Origin of the sequence: Streptomyces sp. NPDC005408 (assembly GCF_040606445.1) — a bacterium.
Lineage (GTDB): Bacteria > Actinomycetota > Actinomycetes > Streptomycetales > Streptomycetaceae > Streptomyces.
Window position 1 is genome coordinate 1 of sequence record NZ_JBEXEX010000027.1, and the last position, 23,324, is coordinate 23,324.

Sequence of the window (23,324 nt, forward strand, 5' to 3'; positions counted from 1 at the left end):
TACTGCAGGGGGGACCCTGTGGGAGAGTAGGACGCCGCCGAACAATCATTGTGGGAAAGCCCCGCACCTTCTGGTGCGGGGCTTTTCTGCGTTCAAGACCCGGAGCCCCGAACTCCTTTCCTGCTACGACCCCTTTCAGAGTCGGCCGGCGGCTTTCAGCGCGAGGTAGGCATCTGCGAGGGCAGGTGCAAGGTTGTCAGGAGTCGCGTCGACGACGGTGACGCCATGGCGTTGGAGCTGCTCTGCCGTACGACGGCGCTGAGCCTGCGCCTGGGTGGCGGCTGCGGCGTCGTACACCGCCTCGATAGTGCGTCGGGAGGTGGACATCTGCTGGATGTGAGGGTCGGCGACCGAGGCCACGAGCACCGTGTGCCGTTGTGTGAGCTGGGGGAGGACCGGCAGCAGCCCTTCCTCGATGGGAGCAGCCTCGAGGCTCGTGAGCAGCACGATCAGCGAGCGGCGCGGGGCGCAGGTGAGGGCGGTCGCGCTGAGGCCACGGGCGTCGGTCTCGACAAGCTCGGGTTCAAGGGGAGCGAGCGCGTTGACCAGGGCGGGGAGGAGATCGCCGGCCGAACGGCCCTGGACCTGGGCGCGGATACGGCGGTCGTAGGCCAGGAGGTCAACGCGGTCACCTGCGCGTGAGGCCAACGCGGTGAGGAGCAGTGCTGCGTCCATGGCCGCGTCGAGGCGCGGGACATCTCCGACTCGACCGGCCGATGTGCGGCCTGTGTCGAGGACGACGAGGATGTGGCGGTCGCGTTCGGGGCGCCAGGTGCGTACGGCGACGGTGGTTTGGCGGGCGGTGGCGCGCCAGTCGATGGAACGAGTGTCGTCGCCGGGTACGTAGTCGCGGAGGCTGTCGAACTCAGTGCCCTGGCCGCGGATCAGGACGCTGGTGCGGCCGTCCAGTTCGCGCAGCCTGGCCAGCCTGGAAGGCAGATGCTTGCGGCTGGTGAAGGGCGGCAGGACGCGCACGGTCCAGGGGACCCTGTGGGTGCCCTGGCGGGCGGCGAGGCCCAGCGGTCCGTACGAGCGGACGGTGACGCGCTCCGCTTGGCGGTCGCCGCGGCGGGTGGGGCGCAGGGCCGTGGTGACGCGTCGGCGTTCGCTGGCGGGGACGGTGAGCTTGTGGCGCGATGCGGCCTGTTCGGTGCCGGTGATCCAGCTGCTTGGGGGCCAGGCGTCACGGAGGTGGGCGCGCAGGGGGCGGTTGGAGGGGTTCGTGACGGTGAGTTGGACTTCAGCCCTGTCACCCAATCGAACTGATGTGTCACCACTTCGGGTGAATCGGAGCGTTCGCACTGGCGCGGCGAGGGCGTAGTCGCACAAGATTGCTAGGGAAAGAGGGGCATTCACAGCAAGCATCCCGGTCCAGCTCGGGGCCAGGATGCCCACGGGGAGAGAGCCGAGTGCGGCGAGGAGTGCGGTTCGTCCGGTGAGGGCCATGGGCCAGCGCCTCAGCGGGGGACGGGGACGTGGGTGAGGATCGCGGTGATGACGGAGTCGGCGGTGACTCCTTCCATCTCCGCTTCGGGCCGCAGCTGGATCCGGTGGCGCAGGGTGGGCAGGGCCAGGGCTTTCACATCGTCGGGGATGACGTAGTCGCGGCCGGTGAGCCAGGCCCATGCGCGGGCGGTGGAGAGCAGCGCTGTGGCGCCTCGGGGGGAAGCACCGAGAGTGAGTGAGGGGGATTCACGGGTGGCGCGGCAGATATCGACGACATAGCCGGCGATCTCGGCGGACACCGAGGTCTTGGCGACGGCATCCCTGGCGGCTTCCAGGTCGGCCGGTCCGGCGACGGGGCGTACGCCTGCAGCTTCCAGGTCGCGGGGGTTGAAGCCTTCCGCGTGACGGGTCAGCACGTTGATCTCGTCAGCGCGGCTGGGCAGCGGGACCGTCAGTTTGAGAAGGAACCGGTCCAGTTGGGCTTCGGGGAGTGGGTAAGTGCCTTCGTACTCAACGGGGTTCTGGGTCGCGGCGACGAGGAAGGGGTCGGGCAGCGGGCGGGGTGTGCCGTCGACTGTGACCTGGCGCTCCTCCATCGCTTCGAGGAGCGAGGACTGGGTTTTCGGTGGCGTGCGGTTGATCTCGTCGGCGAGGAGGAGGTTGGTGAACACGGGACCGGGCTGGAACGAGAACTCGGCGGTGCGTGCGTCGTAGACGAGGGAACCGGTGACGTCGCTGGGCATCAGGTCGGGAGTGAACTGGACTCGCTTGGTGTCGAGTTCAAGGGATGCCGCGAGGGTGCGGACCAGCAGCGTCTTGGCTACGCCGGGCACTCCTTCGAGGAGAACATGGCCGCGGCAGAGCAGAGCCACGACGAGTCCGGTGACAGCGGGATCCTGGCCGACCACGGCCTTGGCGATCTCGGTGCGCAGAGCCTCCAGGGAGGTGCGGGCGCGGTCCGAGTTCTCAGCTGTCTCGGGGGTCGGGGCGCTCATGAAGTACGTACCTCTCTTTCGAGGGCGTCGAGTTGGTCAGCCAGGTGGATGAGGGCGGTGTCATCGGCCGGAGCCGGGCCGAAGAGCAGGTCCATCAGGTCTCGCTCGCCGGTTGGGAGATGGGCGGAGACGGCCGGGAGCAGCGCGTCGGGGGAGTGGGCGTCGACAGGTGGGACGCCGAGGAGTGGGGCGATGCGGGTGCGGGTGGCCGAGCGCAGGGCGGCGGCCGCGCGGTCGCGGGCGTTCACCTTGCGGTAGAGGCGGGCGCGGCCCTCGGTGGATTCGGAGGCACGGATGGCGACGGGAAGCCGTTCGGTGACTAGGGGGCCCAGACGGCGGGCGCGCCAGATCGCGGCCAGGACGACGGCGAGTGCGAGCTGGAGTGTCCCCCACAGCCAGCCGGAGGGGATCAGGTCCAGGAACGAGCTTTCGGTGTTGCCGTTAGTGCCGTCTTGTGCGGCGGAGTTGTCGCCGAGCGAAGGGAGGTACCAGACCAGATGGCTGCGGGAGCCGAGGAGTTGCAGGGCGAGGGAGGCGTTGCCGTGCTTGTCCAGGCGGTGGTTGTAGAGGATGTCGGGGGAGCCGAGCAGGACGGTGTCGCCGTTGCCGGGTTCGTCGATCCTCAGGAGCGTGGGCAGGCCGTCGCTCGGGAAGCAGCTGTCGGCGCCGGGCGTTTCGGTGGAGTACCGCTCACCGCCGAGCTCGGCATCGCCCGCGCTGCGGGCAGCGGGCAAGGAGCACTGGGGGGTGCGTGCCGAGACGGCGGCCGGTGCTTCGCTGTGGACGCCGGGAGCCAGGGCGTGGAGCGACGCGGAGCCGGCGGAGAGGAGGATCGTGCGGCCGCCGGAGTTGGCCGCTGCGGTGCGGAGCGTCCGTTGCTGTTGTTCCGTCAGCAGGTCGGGGACGGTGACGAGAAGAGTGGTGTCGGGCCCGGCGGTGGTGGTCGCCCCGTCGAGGGTTGTGACCACGCGAGTGGTGACGCCGCGGTCCTTGAGGAGTTCGGCCACGGCGCGGCTGCCGTAGCGGTCGGCGGAGCGGGGGTCGAGGCGGCCGTGCTGGTCCCCGGAGCGCAGGGCAGCCATGGCGATCCCGGCTGCGACGAGGATGACGAGTGCGAGCAGCAGGCCGCGGGTGCGGGTCCACACCTGGCGCTTCGTGGGGGCCATGGAGGTGGAGCTGACGGAGGCCGCAGTCATTCGGCTGCTCCTTGGGCCACGCCGCTCAGTTGGGGCTTTGTGCGCTCCAGCTCGAGGTCGAGATCCCGCAGACGCAGATATGCCTGCCGGTCGGCGGTCCGGCCGCCGTATGTCACGTCGTCGAACTCCCTCGCGGCGGCGCGGAGTCCGTCGGCCTGGGCAGGGAGAGAACGTCCGGCTTCGGCGGCGGCCTCGTCGGCGGTGCGGCCGGGGCGCGGGTCGAGGAGAGTCCGTTCCTCCAGGGAGCGGACGATGGCCCGCATGCGTTCCTGGACGGCCTGGTTCCAGCGCCCTGCGGCTGCGTGGGCCTCGGCGGCGGCACGGTGCTCGGATGCGCTGCGTGGCCTGTCGCCGAAGAGGGAATCCGCGGAGCCGGGGGTGCGCCGCGGCGTGCCGAGTCGCCACCAGAGGGCGGCCATCAGACCTATCACGAGCAGGATGACGACGACGAGTCCGAGCGGGCCGCCGGGGGTGGCGCCGGACGCGGAGTCGAAGAGGCCGCCGACCCAGTCCCAGAAGCGGTCGAGGGCGCGCTGGAGGAGGCTCGGGTCGTTCTCGTGGTACATCGGCTTGGACAGTTCCCGCTCCGCTGCCTCCCGTGCAGGGATGCGGGGGGTGTCCACCGGTACGTCGTCGCTTGCGCGGATCGTTGACCGCGCCGTCATCACGCCCCCCGCAATGGACACCGCATCAGCTCCTGGAGGAGTCGTTGCCCGACGGCTCGGAGCCGTAGCCGGGGACGCCCGCGGCCCGTGCGAGTTCCAGGTCGAGAGCTTCGCGGCGGATGCGCTGGTCGACGTAGAGGAGGACCGTCACGCCGGCGGAGATCGGGTAGGTGATCGAGGAGGCGATCACCGAGCCGATACCAGTGATGATCAGGAACGGCCATCCGAAGTCGGGGTTGTTTCCGGCGAACAGGTCGCTGAACCCGGTGCCGTCCACCGCGAACGCGATCACGCTGAACGGTATGGCGATGATCATCGAAACCAGCAGCGTCAGGAGCAGCGTGAGCAGGACGATGCCGAACGTCCGCCACCACGCGCCCTGGACCAGCTTGGCGGAGCGGCGGAGGGACGCGACGACACCCTGGCGCTCAAGCATCAGCGCTGGGGAGGCGAGGGCGAACCGGATCATGAGCCAGATGATGGCGGCGAAGGCTGCGAGGCCCCCGAGCACGGCGAGCGCGATTCCCCCTCCGCCGCCCAGCAGCAGTCCGGGCAGAATCGCCACGGTCATGATGGCGGCGCCCATCAGGGGCAACAGCAGGGTCAGGCCCAGCAGTTGAGGAAGCCGGGGCCGCGCCTCCTGCCATGCCTCGGAGAGTGTCACCGGGCGGCCCAGCACGGAACGGCTGATCACTATGGTGAGAAGTGCCGTGGTGAAGAGGGTGGCGATCAGGGTGATGACCAGCGCCGGGCCCATGGCGAGCAGGCTGGCCTGGAGCGAGTCCACGGACTGCCTCAGAGCCTCCGAGGGCGTTGCGTCCGGGTCGACCTCGGGCGGGTCGGGGAGCAGGTAGCGCTCGACGAGGATGTTGCAGATCTGGGAGATCACCGAGACGGTGATCGTGATGCCGAGCACCGTGCGCCAGTGGGCGCGCAGTGTCGAAACAGCGCCGTCGAGGATCTCTCCGACACCCAGGGGACGCAGCGGGATGACACCGGGCTTGGCCGCGGCGGGTGGCCGGCCCCAACTGCCGTGCGGCTGACCGCCCCAGCCGGGGGCGGGCGGTGGCATAGGGACGCGGTCGGCACCTGGGACGGTCGGTGCGGACCACTGTCCCGGGGGCGGCTGCTCGGTGGACCACTTCGAGGCGGGGCCGCTCTCGCCGACAGGCTCGGCGGGCCGGGGAACGCCGGCGTCCTGCCCGTCGGAGGGAGCAGATCCGGGCGAGGCCCAGCCCGGAGTGTCGTTCACGGTCGTCCACCTCATGAATTGGTCGCGGCACCGGCTCGGCGAGCCGGCACGTTCAAGGTGCCTGTCCCCGTGGTGGGACGGCAGGTTGGTGGCCATCGTGCCACGCGTGGGCCGCGGGCGGGCGGGGGCCTGTATCTCCTTCGCACCTTCAATGTCCGTGGCTCACGGGGCAGACTGGGCGGATGGCTGATCAGCACGTACAAAACCCGGCCGGTACCGAGCCGCCCACGCTTCCGGCGCTGCGCTGGGACGAGCCACCGGAAGGGCCCGTACTGGTGCTGCTCGACCAGACCCGGCTGCCCGCCGAGGAGGTCGAGCTGGTCTGCACCGATGTGCCGGCCCTGGTGCGGGCGATCCAGACACTCGCCGTACGTGGGGCGCCGCTGCTGGGTATCGCCGGTGCCTATGGGGTGGCCCTCGCGGCCGTGCGGGGCTACGACGTGGAAGAGGCGGCGGAGCTGCTCGAGCGGGCGCGGCCCACCGCGGTGAATCTGGGGTACGGCGTGCGGCGTGCGGCGGCCGCGTACAGGGTGGCGGTGGACAAGGGAGCGGATGCCGAGCAGGCAGCACGTGCGACGCTCTCCGCGGCCAAGGGGCTGCACCGGGAGGACGCCGAGGCCAGTGCTCGGATGGCTGAGCACGGGCTGGTGCTGCTCGAGGAGCTGCTGCCGGGCGGTGGTCACCGGATCCTCACTCACTGCAACACCGGTGCGCTGGTCTCGGGCGGGGAGGGCACGGCGTTCGCCGTGGCGCTCAGGGCGCATCGCGCGGGCCGGCTGCGGAGGCTGTGGGTGGACGAGACGAGACCGTTGCTGCAGGGTGCCCGGCTGACCGCCTATGAGGCGGCGCGGACCGGGATGCCGTACACATTGCTCACGGACAATGCCGCGGGATCGCTGTTCGCGGCGGGGGAGGTGGATGCGGTATTGATCGGGGCCGACAGAATCGCGGCCGACGGATCGGTGGCGAACAAGGTGGGGAGCTATCCGCTGGCGGTGCTGGCGAAGTACCACCATGTGCCGTTCATCGTGGTCGCGCCGACGACAACGATCGATCCGAGCACGCCGGACGGGGCCGCGATAGAAGTGGAGCAGCGGCCTGGGCGGGAAGTGACGGAGGTCACATCGCCGCAGCTGGCGGTGGCTGGGGGAGTCGGTGGCGGGCTGCCTGTCGCGCCGCTGGGAACCCAGGCGTACAACCCGGCGTTCGATGTAACACCGCCGGATCTGGTGACGGCGATCGTCACCGAGCAGGGAGCGTTGTCCCCGGTCACCGGGGGCGGAATAGCGGAGCTGTGTGCCAGGTCACGCCAGGTAACGATTAGCTAATGGGATGATGTCGAATATGAAGGGACGAGTCCTTGTCGTCGACGACGACACCGCACTGGCCGAGATGCTCGGGATTGTGCTGCGTGGTGAAGGTTTCGAGCCGTCGTTCGTAGCGGACGGCGACAAGGCACTGGCCGCTTTCCGTGAGGCCAAACCCGATCTTGTACTGCTGGATCTCATGCTGCCCGGACGGGACGGCATCGAGGTGTGCAGGCTGATCAGGGCCGAGTCAGGCGTGCCGATCGTGATGCTCACGGCCAAGAGCGACACCGTGGATGTGGTGGTGGGCCTGGAATCCGGGGCCGATGACTACATCGTCAAGCCGTTCAAGCCGAAGGAGCTGGTCGCCCGGATCCGGGCGCGGCTGAGGAGGTCGGAGGAGCCGGCGCCGGAGCAGCTTGCGATCGGGGATCTGGTCATCGATGTGGCCGGTCACTCCGTGAAGCGGGAGGGGCAGTCGATCGCTCTGACTCCGCTCGAGTTCGACCTGCTGGTGGCACTCGCGCGCAAGCCGTGGCAGGTGTTCACCCGTGAGGTGCTGCTGGAGCAGGTGTGGGGCTATCGCCACGCCGCCGACACTCGGCTGGTCAATGTGCATGTACAGCGGTTGCGTTCCAAGGTCGAGAAGGACCCCGAGCGCCCGGAGATCGTGGTGACCGTCCGTGGTGTCGGTTACAAGGCCGGGCCGAGCTGATATGTCCGGAGGCAGCGTTGCTCCGAAGCCCGGTGAGCCGGGAGTCCGTACGGGGCGGGCTGCCGGACCGGGGCATGAGCCCTCGCGATTCGGCCGTCTGCTCCAGGGGGGACGGCTGCCCCAGGGCGCTGCGCCCGGGGGCCCGGTCCTCCGGCTCCTGATGCGCTGGGTGCGCCGTCCGCTACTGCCCGCTGTGCGGCTGTGGCGGCGGAACATCCAGCTCAGGGTCGTTGCCAGCACGCTGCTGATGTCGCTCGGCGTGGTGCTGCTGCTGGGCTTCGTCGTCATCGGCCAGGTGCGCAACGGTCTGCTCGACGCCAAGGACAAGGCTGCCCAGAGTCAGGCGGCCGGTGGCTTCGCCGTGGCGCGTGAGAAGGCGAATCTCCTCATCGGGTCGGGCAGGCAGAACGGCGCTGCCACGGACGGCAGGGCCGCTGGCAGCTCTTGGCGGTCCGACCTGGTGCAACAGCTTTCCAGTGGCGGTCAGGGCGCGTTCCACGTGGTGGCGCTCAGCGCCGACTCCGAAGACGCGGGCCGCGGGCCGCGCACCTCGGGGAGCGTTGCCTTCGAAAGCATTCCCGAGGACCTTCGGAACGCGGTCGACCAGGGCACCGGTACGTACGAGACGTACATGCAGATCAAGTACAACAACGAGCACGAGCCCGAGCCCGGGCTGGTCGTCGGTACGCGACTGAACGACATCGAGGGCAATCCGTACGAGCTGTACTACCTCTTCCCGCTGGCGCAGGAGGAGCAGTCACTCAACCTGGTCAGAGGCACCCTCGCCACTGCCGGGCTGTTCGTGGTCGTTCTGCTCGGAGCCATCGCCTGGCTCGTGGTGCGGCAGATCGTGACGCCGGTGCGGATGGCTGCGGGGATCGCCGAGCGGCTGTCCGCCGGCCGCCTGCAGGAGCGGATGAAGGTCACCGGCGAGGACGACATCGCCAGACTCGGCGAGGCCTTCAACAAGATGGCGCAGAACCTCCAGCTCAAGATCCAGCAGCTGGAGGAGCTTTCGCGGATGCAGCGGCGCTTCGTGTCGGATGTGTCGCACGAGCTGCGTACGCCGCTGACGACCGTACGGATGGCCGCCGACGTCATCCACGAGGCGCGGGTCGACTTCGATCCGGTGACAGCGCGTTCCGCGGAGCTTCTCGGGGACCAGCTCGACCGTTTCGAGTCGCTGCTCTCCGATCTGCTGGAGATCAGCCGCTTCGACGCGGGTGCCGCGGCACTGGAGGCCGAGCCGATAGATCTGCGCGAGGTGGTACGACGGGTGATCGGCGGTGCCGAGCCGCTCGCCGAGCGCAAGGGCACCCGGATACGGGTGATCGGCGACGAGCAGCCGGTCGTGGCCGAGGCCGATGCCCGGCGGGTGGAGCGTGTGCTGCGGAACCTGGTCGTGAACGCGGTCGAGCACGGCGAGGGCCGGGACGTGGTGGTGCGGATGGCGGTCGCAGGCGGGGCCGTCGCCGTCGCCGTACGCGACTACGGAGTGGGCCTGAAACCGGGGGAGGCAACCCGGGTGTTCAACCGCTTCTGGCGGGCCGATCCGGCGCGCGCCCGGACGACGGGCGGCACCGGCCTCGGTCTGTCCATCGCAGTCGAGGACGCCAGGCTGCACGGCGGCTGGCTACAGGCATGGGGCGAACCCGGTGGGGGCTCGCAGTTCCGGCTGACGCTGCCGCGTACGGCGGACGAGCCGCTGCGCGGTTCGCCGATACCGCTGGAGCCGGAGGACTCGCGGCAGAACCGGGAGCGCGCCAAGTCCGCCGCCCCGAAGACGAACGGGCACCGGCTGGCGGCCGTGCCCGTGCAGTCGGCGACCGACCGGTCGCCCCTGCCCGTGCCGCCGCGTGCTCCGGTACCGCCTCCTGCGGCCCCGGCGGGTGTGAACCCGGCGGCACTGCCCGGCAACGGTGCCCGGGTGGTGTCACGTCCGGCGGGCGAGCGGCGCGACGACTCGGCAGCACAGCTTTCATCGGACCGGGAGGACACGACTCGTGGGCGCTGACCCCCGACGCAACAGCCGCCGAGGCACGCTCACCGCATCTGTCCTGCTCGGCTGCAGCGGTGTGCTGCTCGCGGGGTGCGCATCGATGCCCGACAGCGGTGACATCCATGCCGTGAAGGCGTCCCAGCGTGCCGACTCGCAGGTGCGCGTGTACGCCGTGGCGCCGCGGAAGGGCGCCAGTCCGGACCAGATCGTCACGGGCTTCCTCGAGGCGATGGTGAGCGACGATACGAACTTCGCCACCGCGCGGACCTATCTGATGCCGGAGACCTCCAAGAAGTGGCGGCCGGAGGTGGGTACCACGGTGCTGTCGGCTGCCCCGGGCTCGGGGCAGGCCACAACCGGTGGCCGGGAGAACCCGGGCATCGACATTCCGCTGCTGGGCACGCAGATCGCAACGGTGGACCCCCAGCACGCCTATCAGGCGGTCACGCCCACCCCCTACAGCGAGATGATTCATCTGTCGCAGCAGAACGGTCCGGACGGCAAGGAGTGGCGGATCGACCGCCTGCCGCCGGGGCTGGTGCTCGGCGCGTCGGACTTCCGGCGCAACTACATCTCGGTGAACAAGTACTACTTCGCCTCCGGGCGGGCCTCCACCCTGGTCGCCGACCCGGTCTACATCCGGCAGCGGCTGGATCCTGTGACCCGGATGGACCCGGTCACGCAGTCGGTCAAGGCGCTGCTCGACGGCCCGACGAACTGGCTGAGGCCTGTGGTCGAGTCGCCCTTCCCGACCGGCACGACGCTGAAGAAGGGCACCAGGTCGCTGGCGTTCGACGACCGGAACGCGCTGAAGGTGCCGCTCAACGAGAAGGCGTCCAATGTGGGCCGCCTGCAGTGTTCGAGGATGGCGGCGCAGATTCTGTTCACCCTCAAGGACCTGACGTCCACCAGGGTCGAGCAGGTGGAGCTGCAGCGTGCGGACGGCTCGCAGCTGTGTGTGGTCAACAGCAGCCAGGCCGAGGGTTACGCACGGGACCATGTCTCGGGCCAGTCGACGAACCAGTACTTCGTCGACAGCAAGAGCCAGCTGGCTCTGCTGTCCGGCGCAGCCAAGGACATAGGCGAGCCGGAGAACGTGCTTGGCCCGTTCGGCAATGGCCGGCTGCAAATGAGCCTGGTCGGGGTGGCTCGCGACGAGCGCACCGCGGCGGCGGTCTCGAAGGACTACAGCAACCTGTACGTGTCCTCCATCATGGCGAACAGCGAGCTGGGCCAAGCGGTGGTCCAGAGCCACGGCAACAGCCCTGCAAACCGTCTCTCGGCACCCAGCTGGGACGGCCGGAACGATCTGTGGGTCGCCGACCGCGATCCGCGCCATCCGGCGCTGCTGCGTCTGGCGCACGGCGCGGGTACCCCGCAGAAGGTCAAGGTCATCCCCGGGCTGGACGGTGCACGGATCGAGGCGGTCAGGGTTTCGGCGGACGGTGTGCGCATCGCACTGCTGCTGACGAAGGACGGTAAGACCACGCTGCAGATCGGACGTGTGGAGCGCCAGGGCCCTGCGGCCAACCCGGTGGTGTCCGTCGCGGAACTGCGGCCCGCCGCGCCTCAGATGGAGACGGTGACGGCCGTTTCCTGGGCGGGTCCCAGCAGGCTCGTGGTGGTCGGCAAGGAGTCCGGCGGAGTCCAGCAGGTGCGCTACATGCAGACCGACGGCTCGAGTTCGGACGCGAGCGCGCTGCCGGGGCTCAACCGGGTCAAGGCGGTCGCCGCCTCCGACGACGAGAGCCGCCCGCTCGTGGCGTACTCCGAGGACGACGGCATCGTGCGGCTGCCGCCCGGCGCGAACTGGCAGACGCTCGTCAAGAAGGGCTCGTCGCCGGTCTACCCGGGGTAGTCACGCCCGGACGAGAGTGCGCCCGCGTCTGCCGAACCACCCGGAGAGGCGCCGAGGGCGTCTGAGCCGCGCTGCGGCCTGCCGGGAAGGGCCCCTGAGGCGCCCCGGCAGGGCCGTGGAAGGCCTCCTGGCGCTGCCCCGGTGGGAGTTATCCACAGGGGTGGTGCGGCGCTCCAGCCGCAGGCACAGTGGTTGTCATGCGGGGCTGGTGGCGGGAAATCTCCGGTCTGGTGCTGCCCGTTGCCTGTGGTGGTTGCGGCACTCCTCGTACGCCGCTGTGCGAGGAGTGTGCGTGGGCGCTGTACGGCACGGCGGCGCGCAGAGCGAGGCCGGTGCCCGAGCCCGAGGGCCTGCCGGTGGTGCACGCCGCTGCTCCGTATGCCGATGCGGTACGTGCCGTGCTGCTGGCGCACAAGGAGCGGGGCGCGATGGGGCTGGCCCGGCCCCTTGGTGTCGCGCTCGCCGGGGCGGTGCGGGCCGCAGTGCCCCGGGCCACCCTGGGGACTGGTCCGCTGCTGCTCGTACCGGTGCCGTCGGCGCGGCGTGCGGTCAGGGCGCGGGGGCACGACGCGGCGCGGCGGATCGCTCTTGCCGCCGCGGGTGAGCTGAGGCGTACGGGGACGGAGGCCAGGGCGCTCCCGGTGCTGCGGCAGCGGCGTGAGGTGGCCGACCAGTCGGGTCTCACGGCCCGCCGGCGGGTGGCGAATCTGGCGGGGGCCCTGGAGGTCGTCGCCGGCGGTGGACGGCTTCTGGAGGGGGGCAGAGCGGTGCTGGTGGATGACCTCATGACCACCGGGGCTTCGCTGACCGAGGCAGCGCGGGCGCTCCGTGCGGCCCCCGGGCTGCGATTCTCCGGATTCGCATCGCTGAGCGCGGCGGTCGTCGCAGTGCCACCGCTGTCTTTCGAAATAAACCGGAACTGACCGAGAACTTGCATCGTTGCAGGTAGTGAGAGACGAAAAACCCCTGAATGGAGGTACGCGTTGGTAGCGGGTGCCGACACCCGTCCGAGCGAGCTATGTTCGGTTGTGAGGAATGGCGATTGCCGTACCTCACCGAATGCACTGTGGTGCTTCCGGCCAGGGATTCGAGGGAGAGAAAACCTCGAAAGTGGTGGGGTGGGGATCTTGTCGACTGGGGAGGAGGAGGTGAAAGTCGCCAAGTCCGAGGCTCCGGTGATCACCGGAGTCTGGTGCAAGAGGGAGAGGCTCCGCAGCCAGCGAGCGGACGGAGCTATCCGGGAACGGAGTTCTGCGTGGACATCGTCGTCAAGGGCCGCAAGACCGAGGTGCCCGAGCGGTTCCGCAAGCACGTGGCCGAGAAGCTGAAGCTGGAGAAGATCCAGAAGCTCGACGGCAAGGTGATCAGCCTGGACGTCGAGGTGTCCAAGGAGCACAACCCGCGGCAGGCCGACCGTTCCGACCGTGTGGAGATCACTCTTCACTCCCGCGGCCCGGTGATCCGGGCGGAGGCCGCAGCCGGCGACCCGTACGCAGCGCTCGACATCGCCACCGGCAAGCTGGAGGCCCGGCTGCGCAAGCAGCACGAGAAGCGCCACAACCGCCGTGGAAACGGCCGGATTTCGGCTTCCGAGGTGGCCGACGTCGTCCCCGGCGTCGCCGAGTTGAACGCCAACGGCCGGCCTCAGGCCGAAGAGGCGCCGCAACCCATTCCCACCACCAGGATCGGCTCGCTCGAAGTCCAGGGCGAGGGACCGCTGGTGGTCCGCGAGAAGATCCACACCGCAGCACCTATGACGCTTGACCAGGCCCTCTACGAGATGGAACTGGTCGGGCACGACTTCTACCTCTTCGTCGACTCCGAGACGAAGCAGCCCAGTGTCGTCTACCGACGGCACGCCTATGACTATGGCGTCATCCACCTGGAGACCGACCCCCTGGCCGGATCCGAGGCGGGCGGTGCCGGAGGTGCGCTCGGCGGCTGAGTGCCGCCGACAGGTAGGTGGTGCCCCTGGCGTGCCGTGTGCGCCCCCAGGGGCACCATCGTGCGACCACAGGATCACCGCTCTGTCGTCCGGGCATGAAAGCATGGCGTCCCAGGCCAACCGATGCACTCTGTAATGACGTTGGCGGAGCAGACATGATCTTCAGGCCGCGGCCTTCAGGGGGAGGAACGATGGCGGACAGCTTCGGGCCGGTTCATGACAACACGGACGACGCGGGCGATGCCGGCGCCACAGTCGCCGCAGCCGGTGCGGACCACGGTGGCTCCCGCAAGGAGCCGATCCGGGTCCTGGTGGTGGATGACCACGCCCTGTTCCGGCGGGGACTGGAAATTGTCCTCGCGCAGGAGGAGGACATCCAGGTCGTCGGCGAGGCGGGCGACGGCGCCGAAGCGGTCGACAAGGCCGCCGATCTCCTTCCCGACATCGTGCTGATGGACGTGCGGATGCCCAAGCGCGGCGGCATCGAAGCCTGCACCTCCATCAAGGAGGTGGCCCCCAGTGCAAAGATCATCATGCTGACGATCAGTGACGAGGAGGCCGACCTCTACGACGCGATCAAGGCGGGTGCCACCGGCTATCTCCTCAAGGAGATCTCCACCGACGAGGTGGCCACGGCGATCCGGGCGGTGGCCGACGGGCAGTCGCAGATCAGCCCGTCCATGGCGTCCAAGCTGCTGACCGAGTTCAAGTCGATGATCCAGCGCACCGACGAGCGCAGGCTCGTGCCCGCGCCCCGGCTGACCGACCGGGAGCTGGAAGTGCTCAAGCTCGTGGCCACGGGGATGAACAACCGGGACATCGCCAAGGAGTTGTTCATCTCCGAGAACACAGTCAAGAACCACGTGCGCAACATCCTGGAGAAGCTGCAGCTGCACTCCAGGATGGAAGCCGTGGTCTACGCGATGCGGGAGAAGATCCTCGAGATTCGGTAGCGGTCACCGGTGGTCAGGAGACGGCCTTGACCAGGTCCGCGGTCAGCTCGGCACGGTCGACCCGTTCGATGCGTACGGAATCGCAGCCGACCCACGCCGCCGCCTCGCGCAGCGCCTGGGCCATGGGAGCGACCGCCTTCGCGCTGTCCAGGGACACCTGGCGCGCCACCAGCGTCGTGCCCTCACGGGCCGGGTCGACGCGGCCCAGCAGCTTTCCGCCCGACAGCAGCGGCATCGCGAAGTAGCCGTACACCCGCTTGGGCCTGGGGACGTACGCCTCCAGGCGGTGGGTGAAGCCGAAGATCCGCTCGGTGCGCGCCCGTTCCCAGACGAGTGAGTCGAACGGCGAGAGCAGGGTCGTACGATGCCGGCCGCGCGGCTCGGAGGCGAGCGCCTGCGGGTCCGCCCACGCGGGCTTGGACCAGCCCTCGACCATGACCGGGACCAGCCCGGAGTCCGCCACCACGGCGTCGAACTGCTCGCCCTTGATGCGGTGGTAGTCCGCGATGTCCGCGCGGGTGCCGACGCCCAACGACTGGCCCGCGAGCCGGACGAGCCGGCGCAGGCACTCCGTGTCGTCCAGCTCGTCGTGCAGAAGAACATCGGGGATGGCCCGCTCGGCGAGGTCGTACACCCGCTTCCAGCTGCGCCGTTCGGTGCACACCACCTCGCCGTACATCAGCGCACGCTCCACGGCGACCTTCGACGCCGACCAGTCCCACCACTCGCCGCCGTTCTTCGCGCCGCCCAACTCCGTCGCGGTGAGCGGGCCTTCGGCTCGAAGCTGCTTGATCACCGTGTCGTAGGCGCCGTCCGGAAGGTCGTGGTTCCAGTGCGGGCGGGCGCGATAGGAGCGGCGGCGGAAAGCGAAGTGGGGCCATTCCTCGACGGGCAGGATGCAGGCCGCGTGCGACCAGTACTCGAAGCTGTGGCCCTCGGTCCAGTACGCATCCTCGACCGTCCTGCGGCCCACCGCCCCGAGGCGCGCGTACGGAATCAGCTCGTGCGAGCGGGCCAGCACCGAGATCGTGTCCAGCTGGACGGCGCCGAGATGCCGCAGCACGCCCCGCACCCCGCCGCGCCGGTCCGGGGCGCCAAGGAAGCCTTGGGCGCGCAGCGCTATGCGGCGTGCTTCGTCGGCGGACAGTTCGGCGGCGGGCGGCGGCACACTGGTCATGGTCCGCACCCTAGACGGCGCCACTGACAATCGGCCTGGGCCGCAGATCCCGGCCGCCGGACCCGCAGGCCCTGCCCGGCAGAGCCCAGTCCGGTGATACCCAGGCCCCGGCTTCGCCCGGTCAGCTCCGGGGCGGCAGATACAGATGGGTGCTCGACAGCCCCAGGTCCGATGGGAGCAGCGCGCCCACCCACACATCCCTGAGCGTGTCCTTGTTGAGCAGGGCCGCCCGCAGCGCTCCCTCGACCACGAAACCGGTCTTCTCGGCCACGGCCCGTGATCCTTCGTTGCCGACCTCTGCCCGCCACTCGAGCCGCGTCGCGCCCAGCCTGGTGAAGGCCCAGTGCGCCACCGCGCCGACGGTTTCCGCCATGATCCCGCGACCCCGGTGCTCCTTGTCCGTCCAGAAGCCGATCTCCCAGGTGCCCGAGAAAGTCCGCAGGGTGACCGCGACCGACGCCATCAGCGCTCCGCCCGCGCGCGGCAGCACCGCGAAGGTGCACATCGTGCCGGAGCGCCAGCCGTCCGGGACCATGTGCCCGGTGAACTCGGCCGCGTGCTGCCGTTCGTAGGGTGAGGGGACCGTCGTCCACCGTTGGATGTCGGGATCCTGACAAGCCTGATAGACCGCCTCCGTGTCGTCGCTCGTGAAGGTGCGCAGCAGCAGACGTTCAGTGGTGAGGGTGATGGGCTCCATGACGGGATTCTGGTCATGTCCGCGAAGGGATGCGAGCACTTTTCGTACCTCACCGGCACCTTCCGCGCGTCCCGCGCGTTCTTCTTTGCGGGTACAGCAGGCCTGGCTGACGGCGGACCTCCCGACCCGGCGTGGTCCTCGCTTACGATGGCCGTTGCGGTGGGGCCCACCTGCCGTGCCCGCGCCAGTGTCCATAACAAGACCCAGTGCCAGGCCCGATCGGCAAGGAGACCAACCTCAGTGTCCGTCTTCAACAAGCTCATGCGTGCAGGCGAAGGCAAGATCCTGCGCAAACTGCACCGCATCGCGGACCAGGTCGCTTCCATCGAAGAGGACTTCATCAACCTCTCCGACGCCGAGTTGCGGGCTCTCACCGATGAGTACAAGGAGCGGTACGCCGACGGTGAGAGCTTGGACGACCTGCTCCCCGAGGCGTTCGCGACCGTCCGTGAGGCCGCCAAGCGCGTCCTCGGTCAGCGCCACTACGACGTACAGATGATGGGCGGCGCCGCGCTGCACCTCGGGTACGTCGCCGAGATGAAGACCGGTGAGGGCAAGACCCTCGTCGGCACGCTCCCCGCCTACCTCAACGCGCTCTCCGGCAAGGGCGTCCACCTGATCACGGTGAACGACTACCTGGCCGAGCGTGACTCCGAGATGATGGGCCGGGTCCACAAGTTCCTGGGCCTGAGCGTCGGCTGCATCCTCGCCAACATGACGCCGGCTCAGCGTCGCGAACAGTACAACTCCGACATTACGTACGGAACGAACAACGAGTTCGGCTTCGACTACCTGCGCGACAACATGGCGTGGTCCAAGGACGAGCTCGTCCAGCGCGGCCACAACTACGCCATCGTCGACGAGGTCGACTCCATCCTCGTCGACGAGGCCCGTACGCCGCTGATCATCTCCGGCCCGGCCGACCAGGCCACCAAGTGGTACGGCGACTTCGCCAAGCTGGTCACGCGCCTGTCCAAGGGCGAGGCGGGCAACCCCCTCAAGGGCATCGAGGAGACCGGCGACTACGAGGTCGACGAGAAGAAGCGGACCGTCGCCATCCATGAGTCTGGCGTCGCGAAGGTCGAGGACTGGCTCGGCATCGACAACCTCTACGAGTCGGTGAACACCCCTCTCGTCGGCTACCTGAACAACGCCATCAAGGCGAAGGAACTGTTCAAGAACGACAAGGACTACGTCGTCATCGACGGCGAAGTCATGATCGTCGACGAGCACACCGGCCGTATCCTCGCCGGCCGCCGCTACAACGAGGGCATGCACCAGGCGATCGAGGCGAAGGAAGGGGTGGACATCAAGGACGAGAACCAGACCCTCGCCACGATCACCCTGCAGAACTTCTTCCGCCTCTACGGCAAGCTCTCCGGCATGACCGGTACGGCCATGACCGAGGCCGCCGAGTTCCACCAGATCTACAAGCTGGGCGTCGTGCCGATCCCGACGAACAGGCCGATGGTCCGCAATGACCAGTCCGACCTGATCTACCGGACCGAGGTCGCGAAGTTCGCTGCCGTCGTCGACGACATCGCCGAGAAGCACGAGAAGGGCCAGCCGATCCTTGTCGGCACGACCTCGGTCGAAAAGTCCGAGTACCTCTCGCAGCAGCTCAACAAGCGCGGCATCCAGCACGAGGTCCTCAACGCCAAGCAGCACGACCGGGAGGCGACGATCGTCGCCCAGGCCGGCCGCAAGGGCGCCGTCACGGTCGCGACGAACATGGCCGGCCGTGGTACGGACATCAAGCTCGGCGGCAACCCCGACGACCTCGCCGAGGCGGAGCTGCGCCAGCGCGGCCTCGACCCGGTCGAGCATGTCGAGGAGTGGGCGGCTGCCCTGCCTGCCGCGCTGGAGCGCGCCGAGGCGGCCGTCAAGGCCGAGCACGACGAGGTGACCGACATCGGCGGGCTCTATGTGCTGGGCACCGAGCGTCACGAGTCGCGGCGTATCGACAACCAGCTGCGCGGTCGTTCCGGCCGTCAGGGCGACCCGGGCGAGTCCCGTTTCTACCTCTCCCTGGGCGACGACCTGATGCGTTTGTTCAAGGCGCAGATGGTCGAGCGCGTGATGTCGATGGCCAACGTCCCCGACGACGTCCCGATCGAGAACAAGATGGTCACGCGCGCGATCGCCTCGGCGCAGTCGCAGGTCGAGCAGCAGAACTTCGAGACGCGTAAGAACGTCCTGAAGTACGACGAGGTCCTCAACCGTCAGCGCGAGGTCATCTATGGCGAGCGCCGCCGCGTTCTGGAGGGCGAGGACCTGCACGAGCAGGTGCGCCACTTCATGGACGACACCATCGACGCCTACATCCAGGCGGAGACCGTCGAGGGCTTCGCGGAGGAGTGGGACCTGGACCGGCTGTGGGGTGCGTTCAAGCAGCTCTACCCGGTCAAGATCACCGTCGAGGAGCTGGAGGAGGCGGCCGGCGACCGTGCCGGGATCACCGCCGAGTTCATCGCCGAGTCCATCAAGGACGACATCCACGAGCAGTACGACGACCGTGAGAAGCAGCTCGGCTCGGACATCATGCGTGAGCTGGAGCGGCGCGTGGTGCTGTCCGTACTGGACCGCAAGTGGCGTGAGCACCTCTACGAGATGGACTACCTCCAGGAGGGCATCGGCCTGCGCGCGATGGCCCAGAAGGACCCGCTCGTGGAGTACCAGCGCGAGGGCTTCGACATGTTCACCGCCATGATGGAGGGCATCAAGGAGGAGTCCGTCGGCTATCTGTTCAACCTGGAGGTCCAGGTCGAGCAGCAGGTCGAGGAGATCCCGGTGCAGGACGCGGCTCCTTCGCTCGCCAAGGAGGACGCCGTTCCGGCGGGAGCCTCCCGGCCGGAGATCCGCGCGAAGGGGCTGGATGCCCCGCAGCGGCCGGACCGGCTGCACTTCTCCGCTCCCACGGTGGACGGCGAGGGCGGCGTGGTCGAGGGCGACTTCGACAACGACGGCCAGCCTGCCCGCTCGGAGACGGACGGGCTGACGCGGGCGGAGCGGCGCAAGGCGCAGAAGGGCGCCGGGCGCCGCCGCAAGAAGTAGCTCTCTGCGCTTGTCTGTTGTGAGCGCTTGTCTGCTCTGAACGGCCGGGGCCGGACACCCATTGCGGTGTCCGGCCCCGGCCGATTTGCTCAAGGGCTCGCTGTGGCACGGCCCAGACCGAGGCGGCGTGCGGCGCGGGTCATGGCGCGGGACATCTTCGACGGCATCGAGTCGGGGGCGGGGACGGTGACGGGGCGGACCCGGCCGTTGTGGATGGCGCTGATCCGCCATCCCTCGTCGGTGTTCACGACCACGACGGTCTGCCGTGACAGGCGCCGCTTGGGGAGCCTGGAGTGCCAGGGCATCAGCACGGAGGCGGTGCCGTACAGGATGGCGACCCCCGGGGCGATGTGCCTGATGTCCTCGATCTCGCCGACCAGCGCGGAGCCGGTGAGGACGCCGCGGAAGAGCTGGTCGTGGTTGTCCTGGTGCTCGGCGCGGCCCACGGCGCGGGTGCCGTCGTACGACACGTAGTCGGAGTCCTCGGTGAAGCAGGCGCCGAAGGCGACCGCGTCGCCGTCGTTCCAGGCCTGCATGAAGCGCTGGAAGAGGTCCTGGATCTGGATGTCGCTGGTGCTCATGGCATGTCCTCCGGGTTCTTTCCTTGGGCAGTGCTATTATTTCGACCAACGAAGCTTACGATAACAGAAAGATTCGAATGTCGAAAGAAGCGTTGATGAGGAACGTCGCCCAGCAGCTCCGCTCCCTGCAGCAGAGCTTCGACGCCTTCGACGAGGCCGCCGCCGCGCGGCTCGGCGTGAACCGCACCGACCTGCGCTGTCTCGATCTGGTGCTGGGTGCGGGGGAGCTGTCGGCCGGTGAACTGAGCGCCGCGCTGAAGCTCAGCCCGGCGGCGACGACCACGGTCATCGACCGGCTCGAACGCATCGGACTGGTCGTACGGAGCCGGGATGCGGCCAACCGGCGGCGGGTTCTCGTCAGCGCCACGGATGCCGCGCGCGAGGCCGAGGTCGATGTCTATGTGCCCGTCGGCGCCGCCGGGGCCGAGGCTCTGAGCCGCTACGACGAGGACCAGCTCGCCACGATCCTGGACTTCCTCCAGACGGCCCGGCAGGTGCAGGAGGGGCAGGCGGCCCGGCTCGGCGCGGACGGCGGCTGAGCGGGGCGCCTGCGGCTTTTTCGTCGGCGGGCGAGCGGAGTGCCCGCGGCATTTTGGCTGTCGGTCGGCTACTGGGCGGCGGCATTTTGGTTGTCGGCCGGCTACTGGGCGGCGGACGCGGCGGCGCGTTCTCCGCCGAGCTCCACCGCGGCGCAGCGCCAGCGCTGGTCGGCGCCCTGTTCCAGGCGGAAGGCCATCGCGCTGACCCGGTCGCCGGAGCCGATCCTGGCGAAGGCCTCGATCACGCCCGGGCCGGGGTGGTACTCCCCGCAGTGGCGTACGACCGGTGTCACCCGCTCCGCCGGCCGCAGCGGGGCTCCCGGGGCGAGCCGCACGAGCTGTTCGTACGCCTCCCCGATGGTGTGTCCGAGCATCCAGTGCACCGGGCGCCGGCCGCTCAGCACCGCGAGAAGGCGGTCGGCGAACCAGTAGTGCGGCTTGTGCTGCCGCCGTGCGCGTGCCATCGCCGCTGCCGCCGCCGCGGCGGGTCGGCGCTCGTCGTGCCGCCCCGCGGGCCGGGTCCTGTTCATGCTCATGCAGATCGCCCCCGATATGCCGGGCCCGGTGCAATACCGGGCGGTAACTTCGCTGGTGATCTTCTACGGGGCGGACTCGGCGGACCGCAATGCGGCGGCCCGCGGCGGCGGCAGGCGCCATAGATCACCTATCAGGGTGACGAGGGGCCGCCACGGGGCGTCAGGAGGGGATGCGCGACACGTCTCCGGTGGACGGTCGCGAGGCCGATAGCGGCAGCCCGAAAGGGGACCTGGCGCGGGGCCTCGCACGTATCCTGAGGGCGTTTCCGACTACGAAAGCGGTCAGCCATGCGCGTCTACGTCCCTCTGACGCTTCCCGGTCTCGCTGAGGCGCACAAGACGGGCGAGCTCGGCCCCGGGCCGCTGACCGCGTATGCCGTCACGCCGGGACTGCGCGAGTGGTACGTCTCCGACGACATCGAAGAACTGGAGTACGCGGCGCTGAACCGTGCCGCGGCCGCGTCGCTGCGGCTGCTCGCCGGTGACCCGGACGCGGTCAGGCGCCGGGTCGTCGTCGCGGTCGACGTAAGGGACCAGGACGCGGTCGCCGATCCCGACGGGGTGCTGGTCGCCAGCGCGCTCGGCGAGGTGCGGGTCGCCAACGCGGTGCCGCTGTCCAAGGCGGCGGCGGTGCATGTGGACGCCGACGACGCGATCGGTGACGTGGCGGCCGCGGCGGACGCGCTGGGGGCGGCGGACCAGGGCGACGACGACGCGCAGTTCACGGTGGACGGGGCGGAGGACCACGAGCTGCTCTGGTACGGGGTGCAGGAGATCGCGAACCTCATCGGCTGATCCGGGGATCCCGGAGGGCGGCTGAGGCGGCTGGCTCATGGCCGTACCGGCCGTTTGTCAGACCTGGCCGGTACGGTTTTCGCATGGGGAAGAACAGCACGCATCTGGTCTGGGACTGGAACGGCACACTGCTCGACGACATCACGGCTGTCATCGGGGCGACGAATGCCGCCTTCGAGGAGATCGGCCTGGAGCCGATCACGCTCGAGCGCTACCGCGAGGTCTACTGCGTGCCGATTCCCCGTTTCTACGAGCGGCTCATGGGCCGGCTGCCGTCGGACGCGGAGTGGGAGGTCATGGACGAAGCCTTCCACCGGCACTACAGCGAACACCGGATCGGGTGCGGGCTGACCGACGGCGTCGAGGATCTGCTGCGGGAGTGGCGGCTGGCCGGGCGCAGCCAGTCGCTGCTGAGCATGTACGGGCACGAGCAGCTGGTCCCGGTCGTGCGGGGCTATGGCATCGAGAGCCACTTCATACGGGTTGACGGGCGGACCGGGCCGTCCGGCGGCACCAAGGCGCTGCACATGGAGCGCCACCTCGCGGCGCTGGACGGCGTCGCTGCGCCGGATCGCACGGTGGTGATCGGCGACGCGGTCGACGACGCGATGGCGGCGGCGCATGTGGGGGCGCGGGCCGTGCTGTACACGGGCGGGTCGCACAGCAGGGCGAGCTTGGAGTCGGTCGGGGTGCCGGTGGTGGACAGCCTCGCGGAGGCGGTGGAGGTGGCGACGCGACTGGTGGCGTGACGGGCTGACGTCTTGCGGCGCGGGCGCCCGCAGAAGCTCCGCCTCGCGGCGCCGGTTGTGCGGACCAGCCGCCGGATCAGCCCGCGCACCCGTCACCCCGCCCCACGGGCCGCGCCGCTACCCCGGGCCGCGCCTCCTACGTCACCGGTGCCTTTGCCCGCAGCACCGTAAGGAACTCCCTCATCCATGCCGAGTGGTCCGGCCACGCTCTCGAGGACACCAGGGTGCCGTCCACCACCGCCTCCGTGTCCTGGAAGCTGGCGCCTGCCGCCTGCATGTCCAGTTCGAGTGCCGGATAGGCCGTCACCCTGCGGCCCTCCAGGCTGCCGATTGCCGCCGTCAGCAGCGGGCCGTGGCAGATCTGGGCCACGGGTTTGTCGGCGTCGAAGAACGACTTCAGAATCTTGCGGAGCTCCGGATCGTTGCGCAGGTACTCCGGGGCGCGGCCGCCCGGGATCACCACCGCCACGTACTGTCCGGGGTCGACCTCCGAGAAGCCCAGGTCCGCGGGCCAGGTGTAGCCCGGCTTCTCGGTGTACGTGTCGAAGCCCGGCTCGAAGTCGTGCACCACGAACTGCAGTTTCTTGCGCGCGGGGGCCGCGATGTCGACCTCGTAACCCTCTTCCCGCAGGCGCTGGTACGGGTAGAGGACTTCGAGGGACTCGGCCGCATCGCCGGTGACGATCAGGATCTTCGGTGTCATGGCTGCTCCCGGTGTCGGGCTGTCGACGGTGCCCCTGCCGTCGGTGCAGGGCGTCGACGGGGTGCCGTGTCGTCACCGCCAACCTGCACCGCGGCGGGCTGTTTGCCAAGAGAGGGCCTGTGTCGCTGTCCAGAGTGTCAAACTTCCGGCCCCGCTTTTGTA

At 69.3% G+C, this 23,324-nt stretch carries 21 protein-coding genes; 11 read left to right on the forward strand and 10 right to left on the reverse strand.

Annotated elements, in window-relative coordinates:
* Nucleotides 1-135 precede the first annotated feature (135 nt).
* The 5 genes from ABZS64_RS23765 to ABZS64_RS23785 are packed head-to-tail and all read right to left on the reverse strand — an operon-like array spanning nucleotide 136 to nucleotide 5,554.
* A complete protein-coding gene (locus ABZS64_RS23765) occupies nucleotides 136-1,446 on the reverse strand; it encodes a DUF58 domain-containing protein (RefSeq protein WP_355833047.1) in 1,311 nt (436 codons plus the stop codon).
* An 11-nt stretch (nucleotides 1,447-1,457) separates the two neighbouring features.
* Nucleotides 1,458-2,441 carry a MoxR family ATPase gene (locus ABZS64_RS23770; RefSeq protein ID WP_355833050.1) on the reverse strand — a complete coding sequence of 328 codons (984 nt, stop codon included), beginning with the start codon at nucleotides 2,439-2,441 and terminating at the stop codon, nucleotides 1,458-1,460.
* Nucleotides 2,438-3,637 carry a DUF4350 domain-containing protein gene (locus tag ABZS64_RS23775; RefSeq protein ID WP_355833053.1) on the reverse strand — a complete coding sequence of 400 codons (1,200 nt, stop codon included), beginning with the start codon at nucleotides 3,635-3,637 and terminating at the stop codon, nucleotides 2,438-2,440. Before ABZS64_RS23775 ends, ABZS64_RS23770 begins: the two co-directional genes overlap by 4 nt.
* Nucleotides 3,634-4,323 carry a DUF4129 domain-containing protein gene (locus tag ABZS64_RS23780; protein WP_355833055.1) on the reverse strand — a complete coding sequence of 230 codons (690 nt, stop codon included), beginning with the start codon at nucleotides 4,321-4,323 and terminating at the stop codon, nucleotides 3,634-3,636. Before ABZS64_RS23780 ends, ABZS64_RS23775 begins: the two co-directional genes overlap by 4 nt.
* A 4-nt stretch (nucleotides 4,324-4,327) precedes the next feature.
* A complete protein-coding gene (locus tag ABZS64_RS23785; protein ID WP_355833058.1) occupies nucleotides 4,328-5,554 on the reverse strand; it encodes a glycerophosphoryl diester phosphodiesterase membrane domain-containing protein in 1,227 nt (408 codons plus the stop codon).
* A 182-nt stretch (nucleotides 5,555-5,736) separates the two neighbouring features.
* Here ABZS64_RS23785 and mtnA point away from each other — a divergent pair, with 182 nt between their 5' ends.
* From mtnA to ABZS64_RS23820, 7 genes are all read left to right on the forward strand, one after another.
* Entirely contained in the window at nucleotides 5,737-6,882 is a 1,146-nt protein-coding gene (gene mtnA, locus ABZS64_RS23790; protein WP_355833060.1) for an S-methyl-5-thioribose-1-phosphate isomerase, read from the forward strand.
* 4 nt (nucleotides 6,883-6,886) lie between these two features.
* Nucleotides 6,887-7,576 carry a two-component system response regulator MtrA gene (gene mtrA, locus ABZS64_RS23795; protein WP_326765901.1) on the forward strand — a complete coding sequence of 230 codons (690 nt, stop codon included), beginning with the start codon at nucleotides 6,887-6,889 and terminating at the stop codon, nucleotides 7,574-7,576.
* Between the two features lies 1 nt (nucleotide 7,577).
* The gene (gene mtrB, locus ABZS64_RS23800) at nucleotides 7,578-9,590 is read left to right on the forward strand and encodes an MtrAB system histidine kinase MtrB (protein WP_355833064.1); all 2,013 of its coding nucleotides are present in this window, start codon (nucleotides 7,578-7,580) and stop codon (nucleotides 9,588-9,590) included.
* Nucleotides 9,591-9,675: 85 nt separating this feature from the next.
* Entirely contained in the window at nucleotides 9,676-11,433 is a 1,758-nt protein-coding gene (locus ABZS64_RS23805; RefSeq protein ID WP_355833230.1) for an LpqB family beta-propeller domain-containing protein, read from the forward strand.
* A gap of 197 nt (nucleotides 11,434-11,630) precedes the next feature.
* A complete protein-coding gene (locus ABZS64_RS23810) occupies nucleotides 11,631-12,356 on the forward strand; it encodes a ComF family protein (protein WP_355833066.1) in 726 nt (241 codons plus the stop codon).
* 332 nt (nucleotides 12,357-12,688) lie between these two features.
* Entirely contained in the window at nucleotides 12,689-13,378 is a 690-nt protein-coding gene (gene raiA, locus ABZS64_RS23815) for a ribosome-associated translation inhibitor RaiA (protein WP_355833069.1), read from the forward strand.
* A 191-nt stretch (nucleotides 13,379-13,569) separates the two neighbouring features.
* On the forward strand, nucleotides 13,570-14,331 hold the full coding sequence (locus ABZS64_RS23820) for a response regulator transcription factor (protein ID WP_355833072.1): 762 nt from the start codon (nucleotides 13,570-13,572) through the stop codon (nucleotides 14,329-14,331).
* Nucleotides 14,332-14,344: 13 nt separating this feature from the next.
* Here ABZS64_RS23820 and ABZS64_RS23825 read toward each other — a convergent pair whose 3' ends face one another.
* Both ABZS64_RS23825 and ABZS64_RS23830 read right to left on the reverse strand, forming a co-directional pair.
* Nucleotides 14,345-15,508, reverse strand: a complete 1,164-nt coding sequence (locus ABZS64_RS23825; protein WP_355833075.1) for a crosslink repair DNA glycosylase YcaQ family protein — start codon at nucleotides 15,506-15,508, stop codon at nucleotides 14,345-14,347.
* A 121-nt stretch (nucleotides 15,509-15,629) separates the two neighbouring features.
* Nucleotides 15,630-16,205 carry a GNAT family N-acetyltransferase gene (locus ABZS64_RS23830; protein WP_355833078.1) on the reverse strand — a complete coding sequence of 192 codons (576 nt, stop codon included), beginning with the start codon at nucleotides 16,203-16,205 and terminating at the stop codon, nucleotides 15,630-15,632.
* A gap of 240 nt (nucleotides 16,206-16,445) precedes the next feature.
* Here ABZS64_RS23830 and secA point away from each other — a divergent pair, with 240 nt between their 5' ends.
* Nucleotides 16,446-19,259, forward strand: coding sequence for a preprotein translocase subunit SecA (gene secA, locus ABZS64_RS23835; RefSeq protein WP_355833081.1), 2,814 nt, complete (start codon nucleotides 16,446-16,448; stop codon nucleotides 19,257-19,259).
* Nucleotides 19,260-19,348: 89 nt separating this feature from the next.
* Here secA and ABZS64_RS23840 read toward each other — a convergent pair whose 3' ends face one another.
* Nucleotides 19,349-19,840: an SgcJ/EcaC family oxidoreductase gene (locus ABZS64_RS23840; RefSeq protein ID WP_355833084.1), complete on the reverse strand. Its 492-nt coding sequence runs from the start codon at nucleotides 19,838-19,840 to the stop codon at nucleotides 19,349-19,351.
* Nucleotides 19,841-19,935: 95 nt separating this feature from the next.
* On the opposite strand from ABZS64_RS23840, the gene ABZS64_RS23845 reads away from it, so the two are divergent.
* Nucleotides 19,936-20,379 (forward strand): MarR family transcriptional regulator, encoded by a 444-nt coding sequence (locus tag ABZS64_RS23845; protein WP_355833087.1) that lies wholly within the window; start codon nucleotides 19,936-19,938, stop codon nucleotides 20,377-20,379.
* A gap of 101 nt (nucleotides 20,380-20,480) precedes the next feature.
* Here ABZS64_RS23845 and ABZS64_RS23850 read toward each other — a convergent pair whose 3' ends face one another.
* The gene (locus ABZS64_RS23850) at nucleotides 20,481-20,915 is read right to left on the reverse strand and encodes an Rv3235 family protein (RefSeq protein WP_355833090.1); all 435 of its coding nucleotides are present in this window, start codon (nucleotides 20,913-20,915) and stop codon (nucleotides 20,481-20,483) included.
* A gap of 288 nt (nucleotides 20,916-21,203) precedes the next feature.
* Between ABZS64_RS23850 and ABZS64_RS23855 the strand changes: the two genes are divergently transcribed.
* Both ABZS64_RS23855 and ABZS64_RS23860 read left to right on the forward strand, forming a co-directional pair.
* Nucleotides 21,204-21,710 (forward strand): hypothetical protein, encoded by a 507-nt coding sequence (locus ABZS64_RS23855; RefSeq protein WP_355833093.1) that lies wholly within the window; start codon nucleotides 21,204-21,206, stop codon nucleotides 21,708-21,710.
* 83 nt (nucleotides 21,711-21,793) lie between these two features.
* Entirely contained in the window at nucleotides 21,794-22,459 is a 666-nt protein-coding gene (locus tag ABZS64_RS23860) for an HAD family hydrolase (RefSeq protein WP_355833096.1), read from the forward strand.
* 136 nt (nucleotides 22,460-22,595) lie between these two features.
* On the opposite strand, the gene ABZS64_RS23865 is transcribed toward ABZS64_RS23860, so the two are convergent.
* Nucleotides 22,596-23,162 carry a DJ-1/PfpI family protein gene (locus ABZS64_RS23865; protein ID WP_355833099.1) on the reverse strand — a complete coding sequence of 189 codons (567 nt, stop codon included), beginning with the start codon at nucleotides 23,160-23,162 and terminating at the stop codon, nucleotides 22,596-22,598.
* Nucleotides 23,163-23,324: the final 162 nt, after the last annotated feature.